The sequence below is a fragment of the Streptomyces sp. NPDC055013 genome, from assembly GCF_053608645.1.
This window is the reverse complement of the sequence record NZ_JBSGVW010000020.1, coordinates 24,524-50,085: the sequence shown is the minus strand read 5'-3', so window position 1 is coordinate 50,085 and position 25,562 is coordinate 24,524. Positions and strand designations below refer to the sequence as shown.

General features: G+C 71.8%; 17 protein-coding genes. 5 read left to right on the top strand and 12 right to left on the bottom strand.

Translation table 11 applies throughout. From position 1 onward, the window contains the following. Window positions 1–2: 2 nt before the first annotated feature. The 7 genes from ACWGDB_RS23730 to ACWGDB_RS23700 form a co-directional block, all read right to left on the bottom strand. Window positions 3–3,686 carry a tubulin-like doman-containing protein gene (locus ACWGDB_RS23730; protein WP_453824236.1) on the bottom strand — a complete coding sequence of 1,228 codons (3,684 nt, stop codon included), beginning with the start codon at window positions 3,684–3,686 and terminating at the stop codon, window positions 3–5. Window positions 3,687–3,755: 69 nt separating this feature from the next. Then, window positions 3,756–6,080, bottom strand: a complete 2,325-nt coding sequence (locus tag ACWGDB_RS23725; RefSeq protein WP_453824235.1) for a VWA domain-containing protein — start codon at window positions 6,078–6,080, stop codon at window positions 3,756–3,758. Window positions 6,081–6,182: 102 nt separating this feature from the next. Continuing rightward, window positions 6,183–6,734 carry a Pycsar system effector family protein gene (locus ACWGDB_RS23720; RefSeq protein ID WP_427839830.1) on the bottom strand — a complete coding sequence of 184 codons (552 nt, stop codon included), beginning with the start codon at window positions 6,732–6,734 and terminating at the stop codon, window positions 6,183–6,185. Continuing rightward, window positions 6,731–8,359, bottom strand: a complete 1,629-nt coding sequence (locus ACWGDB_RS23715) for a hypothetical protein (protein ID WP_453824234.1) — start codon at window positions 8,357–8,359, stop codon at window positions 6,731–6,733. Before ACWGDB_RS23715 ends, ACWGDB_RS23720 begins: the two co-directional genes overlap by 4 nt. Further along, window positions 8,352–11,129, bottom strand: coding sequence for a hypothetical protein (locus ACWGDB_RS23710; protein WP_453824233.1), 2,778 nt, complete (start codon window positions 11,127–11,129; stop codon window positions 8,352–8,354). The genes ACWGDB_RS23715 and ACWGDB_RS23710 overlap by 8 nt, the downstream gene beginning before the upstream one ends. 5 nt (window positions 11,130–11,134) lie before the next feature. After that, on the bottom strand, window positions 11,135–12,022 hold the full coding sequence (locus ACWGDB_RS23705) for a hypothetical protein (protein ID WP_453824232.1): 888 nt from the start codon (window positions 12,020–12,022) through the stop codon (window positions 11,135–11,137). A gap of 281 nt (window positions 12,023–12,303) precedes the next feature. Next, on the bottom strand, window positions 12,304–13,026 hold the full coding sequence (locus tag ACWGDB_RS23700; RefSeq protein ID WP_453824231.1) for a Crp/Fnr family transcriptional regulator: 723 nt from the start codon (window positions 13,024–13,026) through the stop codon (window positions 12,304–12,306). Between the two features lie 432 nt (window positions 13,027–13,458). On the opposite strand from ACWGDB_RS23700, the gene ACWGDB_RS23695 reads away from it, so the two are divergent. From ACWGDB_RS23695 to ACWGDB_RS23685, 3 genes are read left to right on the top strand one after another with little or no spacing between them, the layout of a single operon-like run. Next, window positions 13,459–15,642: an McrB family protein gene (locus tag ACWGDB_RS23695; protein ID WP_453824230.1), complete on the top strand. Its 2,184-nt coding sequence runs from the start codon at window positions 13,459–13,461 to the stop codon at window positions 15,640–15,642. Next, window positions 15,639–16,898, top strand: coding sequence for an McrC family protein (locus tag ACWGDB_RS23690; protein WP_453824229.1), 1,260 nt, complete (start codon window positions 15,639–15,641; stop codon window positions 16,896–16,898). Before ACWGDB_RS23695 ends, ACWGDB_RS23690 begins: the two co-directional genes overlap by 4 nt. Window positions 16,899–16,914: 16 nt before the next feature. Further along, complete coding sequence (locus ACWGDB_RS23685) at window positions 16,915–17,472, top strand: glycoside hydrolase family 25 protein (RefSeq protein ID WP_453824228.1); 558 nt, start codon at window positions 16,915–16,917, stop codon at window positions 17,470–17,472. A 72-nt stretch (window positions 17,473–17,544) separates the two neighbouring features. On the opposite strand, the gene ACWGDB_RS23680 is transcribed toward ACWGDB_RS23685, so the two are convergent. Next, window positions 17,545–17,763: an EF-hand domain-containing protein gene (locus tag ACWGDB_RS23680; RefSeq protein ID WP_453824227.1), complete on the bottom strand. Its 219-nt coding sequence runs from the start codon at window positions 17,761–17,763 to the stop codon at window positions 17,545–17,547. 203 nt (window positions 17,764–17,966) lie between these two features. Between ACWGDB_RS23680 and ACWGDB_RS23675 the strand changes: the two genes are divergently transcribed. Next, window positions 17,967–18,602, top strand: a complete 636-nt coding sequence (locus ACWGDB_RS23675; protein ID WP_453824226.1) for an N-acetyltransferase family protein — start codon at window positions 17,967–17,969, stop codon at window positions 18,600–18,602. Between the two features lie 133 nt (window positions 18,603–18,735). Here the strand turns inward: ACWGDB_RS23675 and ACWGDB_RS23670 are convergent, their stop codons facing one another. The 4 genes from ACWGDB_RS23670 to ACWGDB_RS23655 all read right to left on the bottom strand — a co-directional run bounded on the left by ACWGDB_RS23670 (window position 18,736) and on the right by ACWGDB_RS23655 (window position 23,070). After that, window positions 18,736–19,239: an ATP-binding protein gene (locus ACWGDB_RS23670; protein WP_328879206.1), complete on the bottom strand. Its 504-nt coding sequence runs from the start codon at window positions 19,237–19,239 to the stop codon at window positions 18,736–18,738. 296 nt (window positions 19,240–19,535) lie between these two features. Continuing rightward, the gene (locus ACWGDB_RS23665; protein ID WP_383607539.1) at window positions 19,536–20,303 is read right to left on the bottom strand and encodes an enoyl-CoA hydratase/isomerase family protein; all 768 of its coding nucleotides are present in this window, start codon (window positions 20,301–20,303) and stop codon (window positions 19,536–19,538) included. A 113-nt stretch (window positions 20,304–20,416) separates the two neighbouring features. Continuing rightward, window positions 20,417–21,658: a L,D-transpeptidase gene (locus ACWGDB_RS23660; RefSeq protein WP_453824225.1), complete on the bottom strand. Its 1,242-nt coding sequence runs from the start codon at window positions 21,656–21,658 to the stop codon at window positions 20,417–20,419. A 170-nt stretch (window positions 21,659–21,828) separates the two neighbouring features. Beyond that, the gene (locus tag ACWGDB_RS23655; RefSeq protein WP_453824224.1) at window positions 21,829–23,070 is read right to left on the bottom strand and encodes a L,D-transpeptidase; all 1,242 of its coding nucleotides are present in this window, start codon (window positions 23,068–23,070) and stop codon (window positions 21,829–21,831) included. 159 nt (window positions 23,071–23,229) lie between these two features. Here ACWGDB_RS23655 and glgX point away from each other — a divergent pair, with 159 nt between their 5' ends. Continuing rightward, window positions 23,230–25,485, top strand: a complete 2,256-nt coding sequence (glgX, locus tag ACWGDB_RS23650) for a glycogen debranching protein GlgX (protein WP_453824223.1) — start codon at window positions 23,230–23,232, stop codon at window positions 25,483–25,485. Window positions 25,486–25,562 lie beyond the last annotated feature (77 nt).

The following is a 25,562-nucleotide window of genomic DNA, read 5'->3' as shown; positions in this document are numbered from 1 at the left end:
GCTCACAGCACGTCACCGTCCCAGGAGCCGCCGCGCCGGGCGGAGTCGTCGTCCCACGGCGCCGGCGGCAGGTCGTCGCGCTCCCGGGCGGTGGTCCGGCTGCCGTACTCCTCGCCACGCTCCCGCCGCCGAGCGCCCGGTGCGTCGCGGTCCTCGTCGTCCCGCGGGTCGTCGCCGCCGGTCTCGTCGTGGTCGCCGCGTGCGCCGCGACGGCCCCCGCCGCCACCGTCACGAGGCTCACCCCAGAAGTCCCGCTCCTCGCCCGGGTCTTCACGACGGCGCCCGCTGCCGGGCCGGTCGTACTCGTCGTAGCCCTCATGACGGCTGTCGCCGCGTTCGCCGCCGTACGGGCCGTCGTCGTCGCCGTACCGGCTCCCGCCCCGCGAGCCCCGCTCGTCGGCGTTCTCGTCCCGGTCGCCCTGATCGCGTCGATGGCTGCCGAGGGAGTCGAAGGAGTCGACCGGGGCGGTGCCGAAGTCGTCGTCCTGGGGGCGGCGGCGGGGTTCCGCGAGGCCGTCCGGGGTGCGGGGGCGGGTCGGGGTGCCGCCTCGGACGTGTTCCAGCAGGGTGCGCAGGGTCGGCTGGACGGCACGCTGGTCGCCGAACTCGGTGTCCAGAGCGGCCGGGAGGGACTCCGCCCAGAACTCCCACAGCGGCCGCACCCAGCCCTCGACCCGCTCGCCGCCCTGTTCCCGGCGGTCCGCCAGCAGCTCCAGCTGGCGCGGGGCGATCTTCTCGACGAGGTCGACGAAGAGGGGGTGCGGTTCGCTGCCGGTCCGGGCGAGCCCCGACGGCTGAGTACCCATCAGCTCACGGCAGTAGTCCTCGACGGTCCGCTCGTCGTCGAGGACCGTCCAGCGTTCGTACGCGCGCAGCAGCTCGGCCCAGCTGGACACACCGCCGGGGTAGTCCCCCAGCCGCAGCCGCACGCCGGGGACATGGGCGCCCTTCTCGGGAAACAGCCGCAGCCGCACCCGCTCCGGCGACGCGGGGTCGCCGTCCACCACGTCGACCTGGCCGTTCCACATACAGCACAGCAGCCGGTGCATGATGACGCGCCGGTCCTCCTCGCTGCTCACCATCCAGCTGTCCCGGAAGCCGAGCCGCTGCCGCCACCGCAGGACGTCCTGGGCCTGCTCGGAGTCCTTCGCGCGGGCCCACTGGCGCAGCACCTTGCGGGCCTCGGGCACCTGGGTGAGGCTCATCTCGCTGCGGAAGAGGACCACGGTGACGGAGTCGCTCTCCACGCCCCGGTACTCCACGGAGTTCTTCGCGTCCGTCGGCAGCCGCAGTGTCTTGCCGAGGTATTCCTGCACCTCTTCGACGGCCTGCACCCGAGGATGGGTCACCAGCACCCGCAGCAGTCCGGTGCCCTCCGGGGTGAACCCGACCGGCAGCAGCCCGGCGAGCTTGCGGCCGAAGAGGTCGAGGGCCTCCTTGCTGACCTGTTCGGTGGCGTCCGCGTCGCCCGCCGCGGCGGCCAGCAGCATGCCCATCGACGGCAGCAGCGGCCGCTCCTCCAGGTGCGCGCCGCTCTCCGCGAACAGCCGGGTGATCCGGGCCTCCAGCTGCCCCTTGACCCGCGCTACCGCGCCCTCCGGGTCGCGCCGGCTGAGCGTGTGGACCTGACGCCAGGTGTCGCCGTCGACCAGCTTCAGCAGCAGCGCGGCCTCGTCGTCGTTCTCCCGCAGCCCCTCGCGGCGGATGAGCCGGGTGACGACGTCCTCGTAGAAGTGGTTCAGGGTGCGCTGCGGCGGCAGCAGATACGAGATCCCGGTGCGGTCCTCGTACAGTTCGCGGCCCTTCTGCTCGGCGGTCTTGCGCTCCTGGTCGCTGTGCGTGCGGAAGGCGTTCACGAGGCGCACGATGTCGGCGCCGGCCGCGTCCGCGTGGGGCTGCCAGTGCTGTTGCTGCTCCCGCCAGGCCTCGTGCCACACCGTGCGGCAGCGCCACTGGTACCACGCGTCCTGCTCCTGGATGGCCGCCTGGACGTCGTCGTCGCCCCAGCGGGCCGGTGCCAGGCCGCCCAACTGGCCCTTGATCCGGGGAATCTTGGGCGGCTGCTCCTTCACGCCGGGCGGGCGCTGCGGGGTGCGGGCGCGGTTGTCCAGCATGCCGAGGAAGCCGAGCCGGGCGATCGGCTCGTCGCTGTCGGGGACGCCCCTGACGACACGTTCGGCGAGGAAGGGGTCCACGCTCTGCAGCAGCTTGTCGATTGCGGGGCGCGGCGCGAACCGGTCGGCCATGGCCGTGGCCGCGCGGTCGGCCTCGGCCCGCAGGTCGGACAGCAGCCGCTGCATGTCCGCGACACGCTCGCCCAGCGCCTGCTCGATGTTCTTGCCGCCACGGGGCAGCGGATCGGGCTCGGGCACCGGCAACTGCCTGCGTTCCCACAGCTCTTCGAGGTGGGAGTCGGCGAACAGCTCCCGGATCATCGGAACCGCCCCGTCCCGCAGGGCGGCCCGCGGCCGCGCCACGAGATCGGTGACCGCGAGCCGCAGCAGCCGCCCGCCCACCAGGTCGGCGAGCTGGTCCATCGGCGCGGTCATGGACGCCACCAGGCTGGTGGAGACGCCCTGCCGGCCGATGCCGGTCGGGGACACGGCGCTGCGCTGCACGCCCCGGTTGATGAAGCTCGCGGCGAAGGTCGTGAAGTCGTCGTCGGAGGCCTGCTTGCGGCCCTGGACGCGGCCGTCGCCCAGTTCGGTGCCGATCAGCGACATCACCAGGGAGACGATGGAGCGGCGCAGGTCGTCGGCGCGGATGCCGGCGGTCGGGCTGAACAGGAACGCCGTGGGCAGGATGCCGGTGCGCAGCCGGATCGGCATCATGCCCGGGTAGCGGATGCCGAGGCCGACCTCGTGGTCGAGATCGCCGATCTCGGCGCCCTCCGACGGCGCGTTCTGCGTGTCGACCAGCCGGAACAGGTCGACCAACGCCCGGGCCGCGTTGAGTTCGGCCTCCCTGCCGCCACCGGTGGCGGCGGAGAACGACGACGGCATCACGACCAGCGGGTAGATCTTCACGCCGTCGAAGCGGCGCAGCTGGAAGGCGTGGTTGATCAGGTGGAGGTAGTCCAGGAAGATCCCGGCGCCGGTGCCGCCGGCCACCGAGAAGGCGACGAAGACGTCGCAGCCGTTGACCTTGCCGCCGCCGAGCTCGCTCAGCTCGCCCGCCGCCCTGGCCATCGAGTCGATCGCCTGCAGGAGCGGCTCCAGGACCGGGGCCAGACTGTGCCTCAGGGTGGCGAACAGGGCGGCGCGGCCGACGGTGGGCAGCTGGCCCGCGCCCGAGTGCAGCGGGGTGACCTTCGGCTCGTCGATGCGCGGCGGCAGCCAGTCGGCGACCTCGTCGCGCAGAACGGCCCGGAGCATCTTGGTGACTTCGGGTGAGGCGTCGAAGTTCGGCAGCAGGTTGTGGGTGGCCCGGGAGGTACGGGCGTACGCCGCCCGCAGGGACGGGTCCACATTGAACTGGGGCAGCCGGTGGAGGTCGCTCTCGCTGTAGTCCGCGTACACGAACTGCAGGCAGTCGGGCAGTTGGAAGGGGGCGTGGCCGTTCTGCCGGCTGAGCGCCATGCCGTCGGGGCCGCACAGTTCGGCGCGCAGTCTGCGTTCCAGTTCGGCGCCGACCAGGCCCCCGGTGCCGCCCAGGCCGACGAAGAGCATCGGCTGGAAGATCTTCATGGGTTTCCTCCCCGCTCTACGGCCGACGCGGCCGCAGGTTCGTGCTGGGTACGTCCGTGGATGTGCGGGTCACAGGTACGAGGTGAAGGGGCTGTCGTTGCCGCCGTCGCCGGGGCCGGTCGAGGAACCGGCGCCGACGGTGGCTCCCGCGGTGGTCGGCCTGCGGCGGTTGCCGCGGCCCGGCCGGGTGTCCTCGCCCAGGGCGAGGCTCAGCGTGTCGGTCAGCTGGACCTGGCCGCCGGTGGTCAGCGCGGTGCGGCCGGCGCCCTTGGTGCGCAGCACCGCGCCGCCCTCACGGCTGCGCTGCACCGCGTACTGGCCGTGCGGGCGCCGCTCGATGCGCGGGCTGCGATGGGCCTCGACGACGGCGAACTCGTACCAGTGCTTGCTGTTGCCGTGGCCCGCCGGGTGCTCGTTGAGGACCCGGCCGTCCTCCGACACCAGCTGCAGCATCAGGCCGTAGGGGTCCTTGCGCCGGTTGCGCAGCTGCCGCCAGGCGACCAGGGCCGCGCCGGCGAGGGCGACCAGGACGGCGGCCGACATGAACGCCCACCAGTACTTCTCCCAGATCCCGGGCTCCGGCACGACCCGCACCGACAGCGGTGACCGTACGAGGGTGCGGTCGCCGTCGGTGGTGTCGACGGCGGTGACGGTGCCGGCGAGCTGCAGCCCGTCGTCGCCGAGGCGGTCGCCGAAGACGTCCGCGGGGGCCACCTCGACCCGCACCTCGCGGGTGCCGGACTCGCCGGGCTTCAGCGTGATCTCGGCGGGCTTGACGGTGAGCAGCCCGGACCGGAGGTCGGCCACGGACAGCCGCAGGGTGTGCGGGGTGTCGGTGGTGTTGTGGACGGCAAGGGTGCCGGTGACCGTGGCGCCGGGATGGGTGTCGGCGGCGGGCAGTTCGAGGGCGGCGGTGACGGGCAGCTCGCCGGGCGCGACCGTGCTGCCTTCGCTGCGGGTGTCGGCGCTGAGCCCGGAGGCCGTCAGGGTGGCGCTCACCTTCAGCGCCCCGTCGGCGTCCTTCGGGATCGTCACGGTGCCGGTGAAGGAGCCGTCGCTCGCCTTCGGGTCGGTTCCCTTGCCGCCGTCGGCGAGGTCGAGTGCCAGCGGGGAGAAGCCGTCCCCGGTCAGCTCGCTGCGTACACGCAGCCCTTCGTAGTCGCGCGGGTCCTTGATCTCGTAGCCCTCACGCGTCTGCAGCCGCATGGTCACGGTGACCTTCTCGCCGGCCTGCGGCGAGGGCGGGTCCATGGTGATGGCGCCGCGCAGCTCGCCCTGCCACAGCACGCTGACGGCGACGGGCAGCGAGCGATGTCCCTCCGGTGCCTCGGCCTTCACCTTCCAGGTGCCGGGCAGCGGGTCGACGATCTTCAGCGCCTCGACGGGGCCGGTGCCGCCGGCCAGCTCGAAGCGGGACTTCTTGAACGTCCCCGAGGTGGGGACCTTGTCGCCGCTCGGGTCGATGTAGCTGATCCTGACCTCGGGGTCGCCCTTGTCGACGACGATGCTGCCCACGGTCGCCAGCGGGGAGATGCCGATCTCCAGGGTGGCCGGGGGCCGTTTGCTGGGGCCCTCCTCGTGGCGCAGGCAGTGGGCCGCGGCGAAGATCCGCTCCAGGGTGGGGCCGACGTCCTTGGCCCCGTTGACCTTGTGGGCCTTCGGGGTGGCGGAGGGCAGTTCGACGCAGCCCTTCTGGTAGCCGCCGGCGGCGATCTGGTCGAGCTGGCCCTTGTCCGGGTCGGGTCCGAAGCCCAGCGGCCAGATCTGGACGTTCTGCGCGGCGGCGTCCTTCAGCGCCTGCTCCAACTGCCGTTCGCCCTCGGCCTGGCGATGCGCGGGATCGCCGTACTTGGGGCTGTCCTTGACGTCCAGCTTCCCGTCGGTCAGCAGGAACAGCACCCGGGGCTCCGAGGCGTCGGAGCCGTCGGTCAGGTCGTGCACACCCTGCCGGATGGCGCTCGGGAGGTCGGTGCCGGTGCCCTCGCTCTCCTTGCGGCTGCGCAGCTTGCCGACGCACCTGCCGATCGTCTCGCGGCCCGCCGCGTCCAGCGCGGTGCGCGGGCAGACCGGGTCCACCGCGCGCTGGTCGGCGTTCTCGGCGGCGGCGAAGCCGAAGACCGTGACATGCGAGGACGAGGACACGTCGCCCAGCGCGATGCGCGCGGCGGCGGCCTTCTCGGCCTTCATGTCCTCGGGCGCGAGGCTGGCCGACTCGTCCACGGCCACGGCGTAGTTGACCGCCGGGAACGCCGGTTCGGAGTCCGCCGCGGGCACCGGATCCTGGCCGGCCGGTGCCAGCAGGGACGCGAACACCGCCGTGCCGCCCAGCACCGAGACCGCGGCGCGGCGCGCCCGGCCCCTTCGTGATTGCCGTCTTCCCGTGACTCTTTCCACGGCCGTCCCCTGATTCTCGGAGAGTCTCTGCTCTGCGTTGCGTCGGTTGCGTCGGTTGCTCGGGGTGCTTGCGTTGCTTGCCGTGAGCCGGCCGGTCGCGCGTCAGCGCGCGGTCAGCCCCCAGACCACGGCCAGTGCCGCCGAGGGGGCGAGCGAGCCCACTCCCCAGCGGATGGCGCGGTACTTGGCGGTGAGGATCGAGCTGACGTCCACGGCCTGGACGAGCAGCCACGCGGCCGGGTCGCGCCCGGCCTCGGCGACCCGGGCGGACAGCTCCGCCAGGTCGCGGGCGGCCACCAGGTCGCCGAAGTACGTCACCTCGTCCTGGCCGCGGACCGTGCCGGTGCGCGGCATCAGAGCCCCGACCAGCGCGGACACCGCGACCGCCCAGAGCACCCCGGAGAGGATCAGCGTCACGTCGGCGAACCCGTCCCACCTCGGGGTGCCGTGCCAGCCGACCAGGAACGCGGGCAGCGCGAGCGTCCCCGAGAGCAGCACGGCCGCCTTGGAGTCGGCCCGGCCGACGTCCTCCCGGACGGTGTTCAGCAGCCGTTCCGCGATGTGCTCCCCCGCCCGGTCGTGGCAGTGCCGACCCCCGTCCGGCACGGGCACGACCGGGTCGGGGGAAGTGCGTGCCGCCCCGTCGGCGCTCATCGGTCCTCTTCCGCCCAGGACCAGCCGTCGTCCTCGGCACGTCGGCGTCGGCGCGGCGGCGGCTCCCGGTCGTCGTCCACCGGGTAGAGCTCGGGCCGGTGGGTCTGGCGCCGGGCGGCCCGGGTGCGCGGGTCGTCGTATTCGGGTTCGTCCTGCGGGTGGTAGGGCTCCGGCCGGAAGGTCTGCCGGGGCGTGCGGGAGCGCGGGTCGTCGTCCTGGAGGTCCGCTCCCGGGTACGGCTCGGGCCGGTAGGTCCGCTGCCGGGCAGGGGCGCGCGGCTCGTCGTGGTCGGCGTCGTCGCGCGGGGAGTAGGGCTCGGGCTGGTACGACGGACGCCGCGCGGGGACGCGCCGGTCGTCGTGGTCCTGGTCGTCCGACGGGTAGGGGTCGGGCCGCCGAGTCCGGCGCTGGACCGGGGCGCGCTCGTCGTCGTGACCGCGGTCGTCCCCCGGGTAGGGGTCCGGCCGGTGGCTCGCGCGCCGCGGGCGGGCGCCGCGGGGGTCGTACTCGGCGTCGTAGCCGGCGTCGTAGTCCTCGTCTCCCCGGTACGGCTCCGCCCGGTCGGGGCGTCGCCGGTCGGGCCCCCATCGGTCGGCGCCTCGGCCGTCGGACCGCCGGTCGGGCTCGCCCCGGGAGGGCTCGGCCCGCGGAGGGCGCCGCCGCGGGGGTTCGTCCGACGCCCAGTCCGGGTTGAACGGGCGGCCGGAGGACGCCTCCAGCTCCCGGGGCCGACGGGCCGGCACGGTTCCGATGGGGCCCACCATGGGCCGTCCGTCGCCCTGGTTCAGAAGGTTCAGGACCTGCGTCTCCACGTCCACGGTGGCGAGTTCGCCCCGCTGGGCCATGGCGAACAGCCGGGCGACCCGGTCCTTCTCGTCCTGCCTGCCCTCCTGGCGGATCTTCTCCAGGAAGTCCTTGGCCCCCTCGGGGTCGGCCGCGAGCATGAAGCTGAGCTGCTCCAGCTCACCGCCCTGCAACATGCGCCGGTACGACTCCTGCCGCAGCCGGATCACCTTGGCCTGGGCGTGCGCGTCCCGTTCCTCGTCGGCGTGCTCGATGGTCCGGTCGTCCACGCGCAGCCGGACGTACAGCCGTACCCGCAGGCCGAGTTCGGAGCCGAGGTCGGCCCAGCGGCCGCCGGTGCACTCGCGTGTGATGGCGCGGTTGGCCTGTTCGGCCTCGGTCACCCGGTAGGTGGTGGTGACCTCACGCAGCCGTTCCAGCACCGGGGAGGTGAGCCGGTTGGCGACGTCGGTGACGACCTCCAGGGCGGCCAGGTGCGGATCGGTCACGGCCCACTGGATGTCCACCTCGGCCTTGAAGAAGGTGGTGCCGCCGGCGGCCGGGAGTTCCATCTGGAGCGGCGTCACATAGGTGCCGAGCGCGATCTCGCACATGCTGTGCGTCCGGGCCAGCACCGGCCTGTCGACATGCTGGACCCCGGAGGCCCTTTTCACCGTGTAGCCGCCGTTCCGGTAGAACTGCACCAGCGCCGACCGGGGGCTCACCTTGGGGAACCCGTCCGTCAGCGTGTTGAAGTCCCGTAGGAACGGACCCGCGGGCCCCGCGGGGTCGGCGCCGCCCGTCTCGTCCCCGTCGAGCGCCTCGTCCTGGTTCTCAGCCATGCCTCTCCTCCTCGCGGGTCCTCTCCCGGCGCAGCCGGTCCTGACGCGGCCACTCCTGACGCGGCCTGTCCGAATGCGGCCGGTCCGGATGCGGCCGGTGCGGACCCGGCCACTCCTGACGCCGGTCCTGGCGCGGCCCGTCCTGCCTCGCCCGCGGCTCCGGCGCGACGGCGAGCCACCACAGGTCGCGTGCGTCCGCGTCGGGGAGCGGCTTCTCCGGGTCGCTCATCATTCGGCGCAGCAGCCAGTCCAGCCGCCGCCGGTCGTGCTCCTCGGTCGCCAGCGCGGGCAGCAGCTCCACCAGCCCGGGCCGGGTCCACTCGGTGCCGTCCTTGCGCACGGCCGACCGCAGCAGTTCCTCCAGCGCGTCCATCGCCACGTCCTTCGACCGCGCCGTGTTCAGCGCGGTCCACATCAAGTCGGCCATCGGCTCGACGAGTTCGGGCCGGATGGCGGCGAGGGCGAGCGCGAGCGGCCAGTCCCCGCGGTCCGCCCAGGGGGAATCGCTGTCGTCCCCCAGGGAGTCGGGGTCCATCAGCAGCTCGTCCACCGTCGTCAGCGCCAGCCGGACGGTGGCCGCGAGCCCCAGATCCTGGTACGGCTCGCGCTTGTGGTGGGTCCACTCGGCCATCCGCGCCAGCACCTCGGCTGCGTCCGGCAGCACCAGCAGCCGTACGACGTTGTGGGAGGCGACCGTGACCAGTTCCCCCTCGTCACGGACCCCGATGCGGGCCAGGGCGTCCAGGATGTCGTCCGTGGTGGGCGCGGCGTTGCCGTAGCCGAGCGCCCAGGCCGCGCTCCAGCGCTGCGACGGGGTGCCCTTCTTGCTCCAGTCGCCGATCAGCCGGTGCACGGCCTTGCGGTGCGAGGCGTGGCCGGCCGCCTGGTCCAGCGTGGTGGCCGCGAAGATCAGCCGGCGGTTCGTGGTCGCCTCGGCGAGCGGGCGGATCAGTTCCGTGTAGCCGTGGTCGAAGTCCCGTACGCACAGCTCCCCGGCGGCGACCGCGGCGCGCATCCACACCTGGTCGCGCGGATCGTCCGCCAGCAGCCGCAGCCAGCGCACCACCGGCGCCCGGACCGGGAAGTGCCGGTCCCACAGCTCGGTGAGCACCGCGGACGGCAGCGCGGAACCCCGGTACCAGATCAGCCGGGCCGGCACCTCGTGCCCGTCCACCTCGACCTTGCCGTCGGTGAGTTCGGCGCGCGAGAGCGCCCCGTCGGCTTCCGGGTCGTCGCAGAACAGCGAGCGGGCCGGGGTGCTGTCCGGGTCCGACTGCACGGACAGTTCCCAGGTCAGCAGGTGCGCGGCGGCGGCCACGGCGCTGTGCGAGGCCCCGCCGAGGACGGCGAGGGCGATCCGGAACGCCACCGGGTGGAACAGCGTCGCCGTACCCGACCGTCCCGGGTTCCGGTCCCCGCGCTCCGCCTCGGCCGGCCGGGCCGTCAGCGCCCGGTCCACGCCGGCGAACCACTCCTGGGCCTGTACGGCGGCCAGGCTCCGGCAGCCGTCCAGCAACGCGTCGCGGGAGATGTCCCCCAGCACATGCCCGGCCAGCAGCGATGCGAGCAACTCGGCCTCGGCGGGCCGCAGGTCCTTCAGCCCGACGGCGTCCTTGACCTCCTCCCGGTCCGCGAGCCGCTCGGCGCGGCCCAGCAGATCGGCGGGCGCGGTGTCGTCCGCCCCGGTCCCGGCGGCGTGCTCCTCCAGGCGCTCGCGCAGCCGGGTTGCCAGGAGTTCCTCGGTCGGCGCGGGCGGGCAGATCATGCCGTACCGCCCGGCCAGCAGCGGATTCGCCGCCGACCCGACCGTCACGACGATCACCGCGAAGGCCTCGCAGCGGGCCAGGGCGGCAGCGAGCTCGTCCAGGTCCATCTCGTCCGGGGGCAGCGCCCCGGGCCGGGTGAGGGACAGCTCCAGCAGATACCCGACGCCGGGCCGCGCCTCCTCGCCCTCACCGCCCCGCGACTCGTCCAGCGACGCGGCCAACTGCCGTACGCCGCCGTCCGGATCGACCCTGCGCACCCGGGAGCCGGCCGGCGGCTCCGCGTCCGGGCCGGTGCCGGTGCCGGTGCCGTTCGCGGCGGAGGTGGTGACCTCGTCGAGGAGCGACAGCGCGGTACTGGTACGTCCGGTGCCGGGCGCGGCACCGAGGACCAGCAGCCGCTGGGCGCGGAGCGCGGTGCGCAGCTGGACGTAGCCCTCGGGCTCGACGTGGGCGCGGCGGAGCCTGCGCAGTTCGTCCTCGGGCACGGGTCCGCTGCGCATGCCCGCGCCGAACCGGCGGGCGCCGAGCCGCAGGTTGATGTCGCCGATGTGGGCGTTGTTGAAGTACGAGCGGTCGAAGCGGTGCAGGTCCCGGCCGACGTCGAACAGCAGCCGGGTGGCCCGGCGGGTGCGGGCGGCGGCGGCGAGGTCGGTGGGGCCGTCCTCGCCCTGGTCCTCGGCGAGGGGATCGCGGGTGTACGCCTTGAACCGCCCGGCGGCGCGCTCCCGTTCCTTCTCCCGCTCGTCCTCCTCGTCGTCCGCCTCGTCCTCGGCGGACTTCTCGTCGTCGTCCTCGCCCTCGTCGTCCCGGTCCCTGTCGTCCCGGGCCTGCTTCTTGCCGTCCCTGGCCGGCTTCTTGTCGTCGCCGGACTTCTTGTCGCCGGCCTTCCTGTCCCCCGCCTTCCTGTCCCCGGCCTTCTTGTCGTCGGCGTCGGACGCCCGGCCGCCGGCCGGCTTCTCGGGGGCGTCGTCGGACGCGCCGCCCGCCTGCTCGTCGTCGCTCACCCGGCTCAGCCCCTCCCCTGCTCGGCGTCGCGGTCGGTGTTCCGGCCGATGTGCACGTCGCCCCGGTAGTCGTTGTGGTGGTGATGGGACATGTCGCCGATGACGTTGTAATGAATGCCGACGCCACCGGGCCGATGACCGGACATGCCGTCGCCGACGACCTCGAAGTCGTCGTTGTCGTCGAAGCCCTCGCCGTCGTCGAGCTCGTCACCGTCGACGGCGTGCAGAGGGCCGCCGACGGCAGCGGGTGACGACGGAGAAGGTGACGGCGAAGGCGGTACAGGCTCGGGCTTTGGAATCACCGGAGCGGTCCGCCCGGGCAGATGGAACCAGGCGGTGACCTCGCCCTCCTTCAGCTCCAGCCGCGCCGGCGCGTAGTGCGCGGGCTCGATGAACTTGCCGCCGGCGCCGACCACGTCGTCGTACAGGGACTGGGACGTCACCAGCACCAGGTCGGCCTTCTCGGCGTCGAGCAGTCCGCGGGCGACGGAGGAGTCGGCCAGCCGGCAGGCGAGGTCGACGGCACGTCCGCTGATGCCCCGGCCGTCGTGCCGGACCGGTCCGACATGCATGCCGATGCGCAGCCCGAGGGGCACGGCCAGGCCACGGTTCTCGTCCCGCAGCTTCTCGTGCACCTCGATCAGCCACAGGCCGAGCAGCCGGCTCGCCGCGATGCGGCCCGGCACCGACAGCAGCACGCCGTCGCCGCGGTCCTCCAGGTGTACGGCGTCCCGGGCCACCTTGGCGTGGGTGAACGCCGTCTCCAGCACGCGGTAGATGCGCTCGCGCATCCGCACCTTGTCGACGTCGTCGTAGGCGCCGGAACGTCTGGCGTCGACGCTGATCACCAACTCGTAGTGCGCTTCGGTGATGTCCAGAGCGTCGTGGTTCACCCGTGCCCCTTGCATGTGCCGTCCTTGCCGAAGAGTGGTCCGTCGTGCCGAAGAAGTGGTTCGTGGTGCCGATGGGAGGTGCGTCGCAGTGCCGATGGGTGGTGGTTCGTCGTGCCGAAGTGAGGTCGTTCGCCCCGGCGAAGAGGGCCTTCAGCCCGCCGGGGAAGTCGTTCGTCCCGGCGAAGGCGTCGTCCGTCCTGCCGGAGAAACGCTCCGTCCCTTCAGCGTCGGGCCGGGGAGGAGTGGCGTCTGTAGCCGTTTACACACGGCGGGGCGGGGGTTTACTCCTGATGACCGTCCGCGAGAAGGGCCAGCAGGGCGGGGTCGAGGATCTCGACCATCCGGTTGCCGGTGCGGACGATGTGCTGCGTGCGCAGGAGGCGCAGGGCCTTGGCGACGGCTTCCCGGGTGGCGCCTATGGTGGCGGCCAGCTCGTCCTGGGCCAGGTGCACGACGGGGCCGGAGGCCGAGGGGTCACTCGAAGGACCCGCTCCGGAGGGGGTGTACGGGCCGGCGCGTTCGGCTCCCGAGAGTTCGATGAGCCGGCTGGCCAGGCGCTGGAGCACGGTGAGCGAGGCGAGCGCGGACCGCTCCTGGTCGGCGCTGCGGAGGCGGAAGGTGAGCTGACGTATCACCAGGCCGCTGACCCTGGGGTGCAGGGCGAGAAAACGGCGAAAGGCGTCCCCGGATATGACCTGGGCCTCTATCGCGCCCAGCGCACGCACGGTGGCGCTGCGGGGATGCGGGTCCAACGCGGCCATCTCCCCGAGGAGTTCACCCGGGCCGCGCAGGCCGAGTATCAGCCGGGTGGCCCCACGGTCCGTCACCACGGACACCGTCACCCACCCCCGAATGATGATCACGACATGACTGGACCGGTCGCCCTCCGTGAGGAGGTGGGCGTCGGCCGGGAAGTCCTTCCGGCTGCCGAGGGCCATGACGCTCTCGCGCTCCTGAGCAGTCAGAGCCTGAGCGAATGCCAGCTCATTGCCGAGCAGTCCCATGGCCGGTCCCCCGCCGCGTTCCGGACGCCTGGATTTTCGATGGGTGTAGATGCTGGCAGAGCGATGTTCCGGCTCGAGTGAATTGCGCCACACCGGGGGTACTGACCGGTACTCGAGGAATGCCAGGTAGATCACCCTGCCCTCGACATCACGCCAAAGACCGCTCAGGGGGCGCACATCACAGAGCGTGCGCCCCCTGTCTGCGCCTTTGGGAATGACCTTGAGGTCAAACCCGGCGCACGAACGGTCGCTCAGCCTCGGGGCCGATAATCGGCCGACCGAGGACGAGTTGGCGCAAACTCGGGTTTGTGGCGCGGATGCCTTGGTGACGAGGTGAGGACGATGTGAGCGGACGGTGAGTCGACCGATCCGGGGACGCCCGGCCAAGGCCCCTTCTAGGCTGGGCACTTCGAGCACGAGGGGGTGAGCGGCATGGCAGGACGGCAGGAGAGCGCCGCCGGGGTTGTGGCGGCGGTACAGCGGATCTTCCGCGGCGGACTGCTGAGCGGGCAGTCGGCCATCGCGCCGGAACTGGAGTCGTGGACCGCGGCGACCGCCTCCGACTTGCGGGCCCGCTTCGTGGACCGGCCGGACTCATCGTCGGACACGTTCCTCGTCAAGCTGCGGCGCCAGCTCGACGGCGCACCCGCGGCCACGATCGCCCTCGCGGCCGAGCTGCTGTTCGTGAACATGGCCCCGCTGGTGCCCGAGCAGATCGGGATCAGGAAGAAGCTCCAGATCCTGGACGAGGTCCTGTCCTGGGCCGGCCTGGACGCGGCGACGATCGACGTCGACCTGGAGACCTCACTGGCAGGCTTCCTGCACGGCGGACAGGGCTTCCTCAATTACCGGTGGGCACAGTTCCAGATCCTGGTCCTGCTGGTGGAGCGGATCGCGGCGCGGCCACTCCCGGAGCGGGAAGCGCTGCTGAACGACCCGTGGACGCTGCGGGACGAGTGCCTCGACGTGCAGCGGTCCGTGGGACACAAGAAGGGCCGCGCCCAGATCCACGTCCTGCTGTACACGCTCTTCCCGGACACCTTCCAGCCGATCGCCAGCGCCTACCACAAGCAGGAGATCGTCAAGGCGTTCGCGGACGAACTCCCGCAGCCCTCCGGCGACGACGACCGCGACCTGCTGGAGCTGCGCAGGACACTGGAGGAACAGACCGGCGAACGCGTCGACTTCTACGACGAGCCGTGGGTGCCACGATGGCGCGCAGGCACCGTCGAGCACGAGCAGCGCGGCTGGCTCGTACGCGGCTACAACGTCGACGGACGCAACTTCATCCCGGCCTGGATCGAGCAGGGCTACTGCTCGGTGTCCTGGCGCGAGGTACCGCAGATCCCCGCCGACGCCACCAAGCAGGAGGTCCAGAGCGCGGTCGCCGACGCGATGCCGGACGCCAGCACCCAGATGCGCGGCCAGGCCGCTTACCAGCTGCACGTCTTCCTCACCGTCATGCAGCCCGGCGACCTCGTGGTCACCGTCACCCCCGACGAGGTCCACGTCGGCACAGTCCAGGGCCCAGCGACGTACGACCCCTCCGACGGCCTCGACAACGTCCGCCGCCGACGGGTCAGTTGGGCAACCGCCGGGCGGCCCCTCAACCGCGCGGAGCTGCCCGAGACGGTGCAGGCCCGGCTCCCGCTGCCGCCCACGGTGTACGACATCAGCAGCGTGGCCGCCGAGCTGGCGGAACGCGCGGGGCTGGAGGACGTCGTGGCCGAGGAACTCGTCGACGTCGACGTCACCAAGCCCCTCGAACTGCCACCCGTCACCGAGGAACTCGCCACCCGGCTGCTGATGCCGCTCGACTGGCTCAGGGAGACGGCCGAACAGCTCCACGACCAGGGCCAGCTCGTCCTGCACGGCCCGCCCGGCACCGGCAAGACCTACGTCGCCCGCGCCCTCGCCCGGCACCTGGCCGGCCCCGACCGGGTGGAGCTCGTGCAGTTCCACCCCTCCTACACCTACGAGGACTTCTTCGAGGGGTTCCGGCCCGTGCGGGGCGAGGACGGCTCGGTGGTGTTCGACGTCCTGCCGGGCCCGTTCAGGCTGCTCGCCGAGCGTGCCGCCAAGGACCCGGCGAACCCGTACGTCCTGATCATCGACGAGATCAACCGGGCCAACCTGGCGAAGGTCTTCGGCGAGCTGTACTTCCTGCTGGAGTACCGCGAGGAGCCGGTCACCACCCAGTACAGCCCGCACGACCCCTTCCACCTGCCCGGCAACCTCTTCCTCATCGGCACGATGAACACCGCCGACCGCTCGATCGCGCTCGTCGACGCGGCCATGCGGCGCCGCTTCGCCTTCCGCCGGCTCTCCCCCGAACAGCCGCCGGTCCACGGCCTCCTGGACCGCTGGCTGCGCGACCGCGGGCTCGCCTCCGCCCCCGCCCGGCTGCTGGACGAACTCAACGCCCGACTGGGCGACGCCGACCGGGCCATCGGACCGTCGTACCTGATGAGACGGGGCGTGGACCGGCCCGAGGTGCTGGACCTCGTCTGGCGCACCCAGATCCTGCCGCTGCTGGAGGACCAGCTGTACGGCACGGGAGTCGACGTGGAGAAGGAGTACGGCCTGGACTCCCTGCGTACGGCGCTCGGCTCGTGACCCACCTGGACCTGGAGGTACGGGAGACCGGCCCCGGCACCGTCCGGGACCTGACCGCCGACCAGGTCGCCGGCCTCATCGGCGTGCCGGGGCTGCTGCGGCTGACGCCGGCGGCGGGCGGCCGCTGGCGGCTGACCGGCAACCAGAAGGTCGGCCTCGTCCGGCTGCGCACCCCGGCCGGCGAGGCGATCCGGCTCCACCTGCGCCCCAAACTGGCCGTCGGCGACCTGCTGTTCCTGCTCACCCACTCCCCGACCGACCCCTGGCACCCGGACGAGGTCACGGCCGCCACCTCGAACGACCTGCTGCCGGCCCTGGCGGAACTGCTCGCCCGCACCGCACGCCGCACCCTGGACGCCGGAGTGCTGCACGGCTACCGCACGGTCGAGGAGGAACTGCCCCTGCTGCGCGGCCGGATCCGCACCGCCGACCAACTGCGCCGCGTGGGCATGCCGCTCCCGGTGGCCGTCCGCTACGACGACCACACCCCCGACATCGCCGAGAACCGCATCCTGCTCGCCGCCCTGCACCTCGCCGCCCGGCTCCCGGGCGTCCCCGTCGGCACCACCCTCGCCCTGCGCCACCTCGCCGACCACCTCTACGGCGTCCAGCCACTGCACCCCGGCGCACCACTGCCGCACTGGACCCCGACCCGCCTCAACTCCCGCTACCGACACGCGCTACGCCTGGCGGAGCTGCTGCTGGCGGCACGTTCCGTACGTCCGGACGGCGAGGCGAGCGTGACGGTGGACGGCTTCCTGCTCGACATGCCGAAGGTCTTCGAGCGCTTCCTGGAGGACACCCTGCGCGCGGCCCTCTCCCCCCAGGGCATCCGATGCGCCGCCCAGGAGGGCCACCACCGCCTCGACGAGGGCGGGCAGGTGCGCTTCCGGCCGGACCTGGTGCTGTACCGCTCCGGCCGCCCGGTCTCGGTCGTGGACGCGAAGTACGCCCACCTCGACACCACGCCCCGCACGGAGCACATGTTCCAACTGCTCGCCTACTGCACGGCCCTCGGCCTCCACCAGGGCCACCTGGTGTACGCGGCCGCGTCCCAAGGCTCCCCGGGCGTCCCCACGCACCACACCATCCGCCGAGCCGGCATCACGGTCACGACCCACACCGTCGACCTGGCCCAACCCCCCGCGGATCTCCTCAGGACGGTCACGGAGCTGGCGACACGCATGGTGATGTTCCACCCCCACGAAGCAGGGGCATACACCCATTCCAACTCCTGTCCCCCCACTGACACTTGAAGGAGTCTGTCCCCCCATGATCCGCGGCATCGATGTAAGCGCGTACCAGTCCTCGTCCTACGACACCGACGGCCTCTCCTTCGTCTTCATCAAGGCGACGGAGGGCCGCTCCTACATCAACCCCAAACTCACCGCCCAGACCAAACGCGCCCGCGACGCCGGCCTGGTCGTCGGCTTCTACCACTTCCTCTGGCCCGGCAACCTCTCCGCCCAGGCCGACTACTTCGTCAGCAAGGCCCCCGAGAAGGCGGGCGACATCCTCGCCGTCGACTGGGAGACGACGAGCGAGGGGACCCATGCGAGCAACGCGGAGAAGGACTTGTTCATCAGGAAGGTGAAGGAGAAACGCCCTAACAATCCGGTCGTTCTGTATTGCAATCGGAATTACTGGCTCAATGTGGACACAACGTCCTACGCCGGAGACGGCCTCTGGATCGCCGACTACGTCACCGCGGGCAAGCCCCGCATCCAGGCGAAGTGGCGCTTCCACCAGTACACGGACAACCCGCTGGACAAGAACGTCGCGAACTTCGCGAGCAAGGCCGCTCTGCGCGAGTGGGCCGAGAACGCCTGACGACACTTCCGGCGACGGACATGGCGAAGGGGTGCCCTCCGCCGCTCGGGCGGTGGGCACCCCTCCCGCACGTCACTTGCTCAGGTAGGACCAGAACTCGTCGAACGACAGCAGCTTGTCGCCGTTGAGGTCGCGGCTCTTGATGATCGCCTCGGCGACCGCCTCGGTCACGTTCCAGTCGCCACCCTGAGCCAGGGCGGACTTGAATTCGGCGGCGGTGATGGTGCCGTCCCCGTCCGCATCGATGCGCTCGAACTGCTTGCGTGCTTCCTCGATGTCGATGTGCGTCACCGGTCCGCCCCTTTACTCGCGTCTGCTCGCGTCTGTCGTGTTGTGCTGGCTTACTGCCGCAGGTCAGATTAACCGTCCGCCCGCGCCTCCAGCCCGTCGACCACCCACCGGACTCCACGCGGTGCCCGGTGCCGGCGTCGGCGATGTCTGGGAGTGTGGGCCCTGCAGTGGGTGACGACTCAGGGAGTGGGACGGGGGCGGCCGTGGCGGAGACCTTGCGGGAGATTCTGGAGGCGGTGGCGCGGGGGGACTTCCCGCCCGCGGACGGCCGTACGACGGTGGTGCCCCAGCCCTCCGCCCGGAACGCGGGCGTCCTGGCCTTCACGGCGCACTCCGTCGTCTTCACGGACGAGGATCCTGACTGGGTGTACGCCGCCCTGCGCGACGTCGGCTGCGACGCCCTGGCCGCGGCGATGAATCCGCGCTTCCTGGCGGCGCTCATGGAGCGGACGGGGCGGGCGTCGGAGACCATCGACGCGGTCCTGGTCGGCGCCCCGCTGCCGGGTGAGCCGCCAACCGCACTGAAGGAGATCGAGGACGCCGAGCACCCCCGGGTCGTCTATGCCCGACGCCGGCGGGACGACGTACGCGCGTGGGCGGCGGACGGTGGCGTGCTGGTGACGGGGCGCGGGGTCGCCGGCCGCCTGGAGGTCTCGGTCGAGGTGGACGAGGACGTACGGCACCGGGGGCTGGGGCGGCTGCTGGCGAGCGCGGCCCGGCATCTCGTCGAGGAGCCTCTGTGGGCCCAGGTCGCGCCGGGGAACGCCCGCAGTGCGCGGGCGTTCCAGGCGGCCGGCTACCGGCCGGTCGGCGCGGAGTTGCTGCTGCACGCCTGGTAGGGGCAGGCCGTCGGGAGAAGCCGAGTCGGGCGGTGGGTGGGCATCGGTCCAGGGGGCCAGGGGGCGGAGCCCCTTGGTACGTCAGCGGCAGGGGGTACGCCGTCACACACGGCTCAACCGCCGGAGGTACGCGTCAGCGGTCCGCCACCCGCATCTCGAACCATGTCGTCTTGCCGCGCGGCAGCAGGTCCACGCCCCAGCGGTCGGAGAGTTTGTCGACCAGGAACAGGCCCCGGCCGCTGATGTCCATCTCCTGGACCGGCATCAGACAGGGCAGCCCCCGGGACGGGTCGCGGACCTCGATGCGGATCCAGCCGCGGCGGCGGCGCATACGGAGGCCGAAGACGCGGGCGCCGGTGTGGCGCACGGCGTTGCCGACCAGTTCCGAGACGAGCAGGACGGCGTCCTCCGTCATCTTCGGGGTCAGGCCCCACTGGCGCAGGACCACGACCTGCGTCAGTCGCCGCGCCGTGGCGGCGGACTCCGGCCGGGACGGGAGCGGAACCTCCGCCTCCGTGGGATTGCCGAACAACTCCAGCGCCTTCGCAGCAGTTTCGTCCTCGACCGCCGGCGACCAGCGCGCCGCGGTCGCACGGCCGTGTCCCCGCGGCTGTTCGATACCCTCCAGCCCCGCCATGCCCCCATCATGGCCGCCCGCGGGGCCCTCCGGGGCCGTTCCGCAGGAATACATCCCCCGGAAGCGGTCATTCCGCAGGGCACGGTTGGCATATGACAGGGGCAGTTCGGAGCCATCCACAGCCCACCTGAGCTGCGACGGAGGGTCCGCTGGAGGCAATCGACAGGCTCCCTCGACAAGGCACGCTTAAGGCTGCCTTAAGGCTGCCATAAACCGCCCCATCGAGGGACCCGGATCAGACGTCCTGTCAATTGCAAGTGGTTCGACGGAGTTTCAGACCGGGAATTTCCCGACGCTCAGAGGAACTTGGCCTTGCCCGGCCCCTCCTCCACGAAGCTCCGCATCCCCCGCTCCCGGTCCTCCGTGGCGAACAGGCCCGCGAACCAGCCCCGTTCCACCGCGAGGCCCGTCTCGATGTCCGTCTCCAGACCGGTGTCGATCGACTCCTTCGCCGCACGCAGCGCGATCGCCGGACCCTGCGCCAGCTTCGCCGCCCAGGCGTGCGCCTCGGCGTAGACCTGGTCCGGCGCCACGACGCGGTCCACGAGGCCCAGCTCCCGCGCCTCGTCCGCCTTCACCATGCGGCCCGTGAAGATCAGGTCCTTCGCCTTCGAGGGGCCGATCAGCCGGGCCAGCCGCTGGGTGCCGCCGGCGCCCGGGATCAGGCCGAGCAGGATCTCCGGCTGGCCCAGCTTGGCGTTGTCCCCGGCGATGCGGTAGTCCGCGCACAGCGCCAACTCGCACCCACCGCCGAGCGCGTAGCCCGTCACCGCCGCCACGACCGGCTTCGGGATGCGGGCCACCGCCGTGAACGACTCCTGCAGGGCCCGGGCGCGCAGGACCATCGCCGCGTGGTCCATGGCCTGCATCTCCTTGATGTCCGCGCCCGCCGCGAACACCTTCTCCCCGCCGTAGATCACCACGGCCCGTACGTCGTCACGACGGCCCGCCTCCTCGGCGAGCTCCTTGAGCCGGTCCTGGGTGGCGACATCCAGCGCGTTCATGGGCGGTCGGTCGAGGCGGAGGGTACCGACACCTTCGGCGACTTCGAGATTCACGGTCATGGAGGCAGGTTAACGGGGACTAACGGGTACGGCCCCGGTGCCGTACCTCACAGTCGAGGCCGTGCACCAGGGCCGTATGTCAGCGTCGGGGCCGTAGGACCATCACTGCGGCACTACGCCTTCCACTTCTCCCACGACATGTTCCAGCCGTTGAGGCCGTTCTCCGGAGCGACCGTCCCGTCCGCGGAGTTCTTCACGACCACCACGTCGCCGATCATCGAGTGGTTGTAGAACCACGCGGCCGGGGTGTCCTTGTCCCACGCGCCCTTGACGTCGCGCAGGCCGATGCACCCGTGGCTGGCGTTGGTGTTGCCGAAGACGCCGCCGCCCCAGTAGTTGCCGTGGATGAAGGTCCCGGAGTCGGTCAGGCGGGTGGCGTGCGGGACGTCCTTGATGTCGTACTCGCCGTCGTAGCCGACCGTGTCGCCGTTCATACGGGTCTGCACGAACTTCTCGGTCATGACCATCTGGCCGTTCCAGGTCTCGTACCCGGGCGCGCCGGTGGTGACGGGGATGGTCTTCACGACCTTGCCGTCCTGCGTGACCTTCATCTTCTTGGTCTTCGCGTCGACGATCGAGACCTGGTTGCGGCCGATGGTGAAGGTGACCTTCTTGTCCTGCTCGCCGTAGACGCCGTCGCGGCCCTCGACGCCGTCGAGGTTGAGGTCGACCGTGACCTTCGTGCCTTCCTGCCAGTACTTCTCGGGCCGGAAGTCGAGGCGGTCGTTGCCGAACCAGTGGCCCTCGACCTCGACGGCCGGCTCGGTCTTGATGGTGATGGCCTTCTCGACGTCCTCGGGGCTGGTGATGCCCCGGTCGAAGCGGATCGAGAACGGCATTCCGACTCCGACCTTGGAGCCGTCCTCGGGGGTGAACCGGCCGAGGAAGGTGTTCTTCGGGGTCAGGGTGGTGAAGTCGGCCTCCTTGGCGGCCTCCAGGCCGTCGGAGTCCTTGGCGACCGCGTGCACCGAGTACTTCGTGGCGGCGGCGAGGTGCGTGGACGGCGTCCAGGTGGCGCCGTCGCCGGATATCTTCCCGGCTATCGCGTTGCCCTTGGTGTCCTTGACCTCGACGTCCGTCAGCCGGCCCTTGGCCGCGGTCACCTTCAGCGCCCCGCTGGTCTCGACGGATTTGGTGCCGTCGCCCGGAGCTATGGTCACCACCGCCTGCGACTTCTTGGCCTCCGCCGTGGAGGAGTCGCCGCCCTTGCCGTCACCGGCCCCGGAGTCCGATCCGCCGCTCCCGCCGCACGCGGTGACGGCGAGCAGCAGCACTCCGGCCATCGCCGCCAGCCCCTTGCGCCCACGCCTCCCGCGCGCGTCAACCGACGCCCCCGATATCGGCCGCACGTTCAAGTCCTTCTCCCCTCCCCCGGGCCTGGTCAGGCCCGCGCCCCCGCGCATTTGCCGCGCTCATCGGCGCATATTAACCACAAGGCCAGGGCGCCGACGCCGCGCGTTTGTCACCGTTCCGTTCCAACATCGACGGACGGTCGGCCGGTCGGGCAACCGACCCCCCTGTCCTGTTACTTCACCGCACTCCCGGCCTTCCACTCCTTCCAGCCCATATTCCATCCTCCGAGGCCATTGTCGGGAGCGACCTTTTTGTCGTTGCTGCGGACGACCTCGACGACGTCCCCGACCAGGCTGCGGTCGAAGAACCAGCCCGCCGGCGTCTCCGAACCGCCGCCCTTGACGTCCCTGAGCCCCACGCACCCGTGGCTGACGTTGCTCCGTCCGAAGATGGAGGCGTCCGCCCAGTAGTTGCCGTGCAGGAAGGTGCCGGAGTTGGTCAGGCGCATGGCGTGCGGGACGTCCGGGATGTCGTACTCGCCCTTGCCGTTGGCCTTCTTGAAGCCGACCGTGGCGCCGTTCATCCGGGTCAGCTCCAGCATCTCGGTGACGACCATCTTGCCGTTGTAGGTGGTGGTCTTCGGGGAGCCTGCCGTGACCGGCACGGTCGTCAGCAGCTCGCCGTCGCGCCGGACCTCCATGGTGTGCTTGGCCGCGTCGACGACGGAGACCTGGTGGCGTCCGACGGTGAAGGAGAACGTCTTGTACTGCTGCCCGTACACCCCGGGCGCCCCCTCGACGTCCCGCAGCCGCAGCGCGACGGTGACCCGTGTGCCGGGCTTCCAGTAGTGCTCGGGACGGAAGTCGAGGCGGCCCCCGCCGAACCAGTGCGGGCGGATCTCCACGGCGGGCTCGGCGGTGACCTCGATGGCCCGTTCGACGGCGGCGCGGTTCTGGATCTCGCGGTTGAAGTCCAGCGAGACGATCATTCCGGTGCCGACGGTGGAGCGGTTCTCCGGGGCGACGTATCCGATGAACCGCTCCTCGGGGACGTACGTGGTGAAGGTCGTGTGCCGTGCGCTGCGGCGTCCGTGGCCGTCGACGGCCACCGCGTCGATCGTGTATGCGGCGGCCAGCGCGAGCCTGGGGTCCTCGGGCTCCCAGCGCCGGCCGTCCCCGGAGATCTGCCCGGGCACCGGGGTGTCCTGGGCGTCCTGCGACTTGACGACCTTCACCGACTCCAGGCGCCCGCTGAGCACGCGGACGAGCAGCGGGTCGTCGGGGCGTGCGCCCTTGGTCTCGTCGTCGGGCGTGACCCGGATGACGTCCTCGGGCGCCCGGGGTTTGCCCGGCGTCCGGTCCGCGCCACCGCCGTCCGAAGTACAGCCGGCAGCTCCGGCCAGCAGTCCTGCCCATGTCAGTACGGCGGCCAACACGGCCCCCGCGCGCCGCGCGCGCCCTTGTACGTGCCTCACGAAGACCCCAACGACCGGGGTGGCCCTGGGGAAACGTGAGTGCGAGCCCGGCGGTGGGCAGAACAGTGGGGAGGACGACGCGATGGGGAGCCGCGGACCGGGACACCGTGGGCTCTCTTTCCCTGTGCGTGGGGTCCCTGAGCCGTGGGAGGCCGACAGGTGTCGAGCGCAGCCGAGCAGGAGGCGGTGGCCGGGGCGGTCGCCGCTGAGGAGGGGCGCCCGGCCGCCGTCGTGAACGGGGCGCGGCGCAAGGCCCCGGCCGTGCCGGTGTGGCCGGGCGCGCCGATGCCGCTCGGCGCCCGCTTCCGGGTCGGCCCGGACGGGGTGGCGGGCACCAACTTCGCGCTGTGGGCGGGCGGAGCGGAGGCCGTCGAGCTGTGTCTGTTCGACGCGCAGGGCAAGGAGACCCGGGCCCGGCTCACGGAGCTGACGCACGAGATCTGGCACGGCTTCGTGCCGGGGGTCATGCCGGGTCAGCGCTACGGCTACCGGGTGCACGGCCGCTGGGACCCGTGGACCGGGGGCCGCTGGAACCCGGCCAAACTGCTTCTCGACCCGTACGCCCGTGCGGTGGACGGCGACTTCAGCCTGCCGCCCGAGGTGTACGGGCATGTCCGCGACTGGCCGCAGCAGCATGTCGCCGACACCGTGCGCGACGACCGGGACTCGGCGCCGTACGTCCCCAAGGGCGTGGTCGTCCACGACGACGCCCCCGACGACGAGTGGATGGACGACCGGCGGCCGAAGACGCCGTGGGCGGACTCGGTGATCTACGAGGTGCATGTCCGGGGCTTCACCGAGCTGCATCCGGGGATACCGCAGGAGCTGCGGGGCACCTACGCCGGTCTCGCGCACCCGGCGGCCATCGAGCACCTGGTGAAGTTGGGGGTGACGGCGGTGGAGCTGCTGCCGGTACACCAGTTCGCGCACGAGGACCATCTGCTGCGCAAGGGCCTGCGCAACTACTGGGGCTACAACTCCATCGGCTACTTCGCCCCGCACGCCGCCTACGCCGCCTCCGGTACGACCGGTCAGCAGGTCGGCGAGTTCAAGCGGATGGTGCACGCCCTGCACGCGGCCGGGATCGAGGTCATCCTCGACGTCGTCTACAACCACACCGCGGAGGCGGGCGAGCTGGGCCCGACGCTGTCGCTGAAGGGCATCGACAACCGCGGGTACTACCGGTTGCAGTCGGACGCCCGCAGGTACGCCGACTACACGGGCTGCGGCAACACACTGCACGTCGTACAGCCGCACGTGCTCCGCCTCATCACCGACTCCCTGCGCTACTGGGTGACGGAGATGGGCGTGGACGGCTTCCGTTTCGACCTGGCGGCGGCGCTGGCCCGCTCCATGCACGACGTCGACATGCTCTCGCCGTTCCTCGCCGTCATCGCGCAGGATCCGGTGCTGCGCCGGGTGAAGCTGATCGCCGAGCCGTGGGACGTGGGCTCGGGCGGCTACCAGGTGGGCGCCTTCCCACCCCTGTGGACGGAGTGGAACGACCGCTACCGCAATGCCGTACGGGACTTCTGGCGGGGCGCGCTGCCGGACGTACGGGATCTGGGGTACCGCCTGTCGGGGTCGAGCGACCTGTACGCGTGGGGCGGGCGGCGGCCGTACGCCTCGGTCAACTTCGTGACGGCGCACGACGGTTTCACGCTGCGGGACATGGTGTCCTACGAGCGCAAGCACAACGAGGCGAACGGCGAGGGCAACCGGGACGGCTCGAACGACAACCGGTCCTGGAACTGCGGGGCCGAGGGCGAGACGGACGACGAGCGCGTCCGGGCGCTGCGGCGGCGGCAGTTGCGGAACCTGCTGACGACCCTGCTGCTGTCGACGGGCGTGCCGATGCTGGTCGCGGGCGACGAGCTGGGGCGGACACAGCGGGGCAACAACAACGCCTACTGCCAGGACAACGAGATCAGCTGGCTGGACTGGGGGCTGCTGGAGGACCCGGGCTGGAAGGCCCTGTTCGATCTGACGGCCCGGCTGATCGAGCTGCGCCACCGGCATCCCGTGCTGCGCCGCCGCGCTTTCTTCTCCGGGCGGGCGCATTCGGCCGACGGCCTGCGGGACCTGGCCTGGTTCACCCTGCGCGGCGCGGAGATGACGGAACGGGACTGGTACGCCCCCGCCGCCACGCTGGGCATGTACCTCTCCGGCCGGGACATCCCGGGCCGCGACGAGCGGGGTGCGCCGATCCTCGACGACAGCTTCCTGGCCGTCCTGCACGCCGGCGACCGTCCGGTGACCTTCGTCCTGCCGGGGCCGCCATGGGCGGAGCGGTACGAGGTGGTCGTCGACACCTCACGGGAGGAGCAGGCGGAGGCGCCGGGCGTGGAGCACCGGGCGGGGGCGGCGATCACGGTGCCGGCGCGGGCCGTGCTGCTGCTGCGGGTGCTCGACTGAGAGAGGTTTGCCGACGTGGCGTTGCAGTCGCGTGAACTACGCGCCGGTTGCCTGGTCACGGGGCTCGGCCCGCTGAT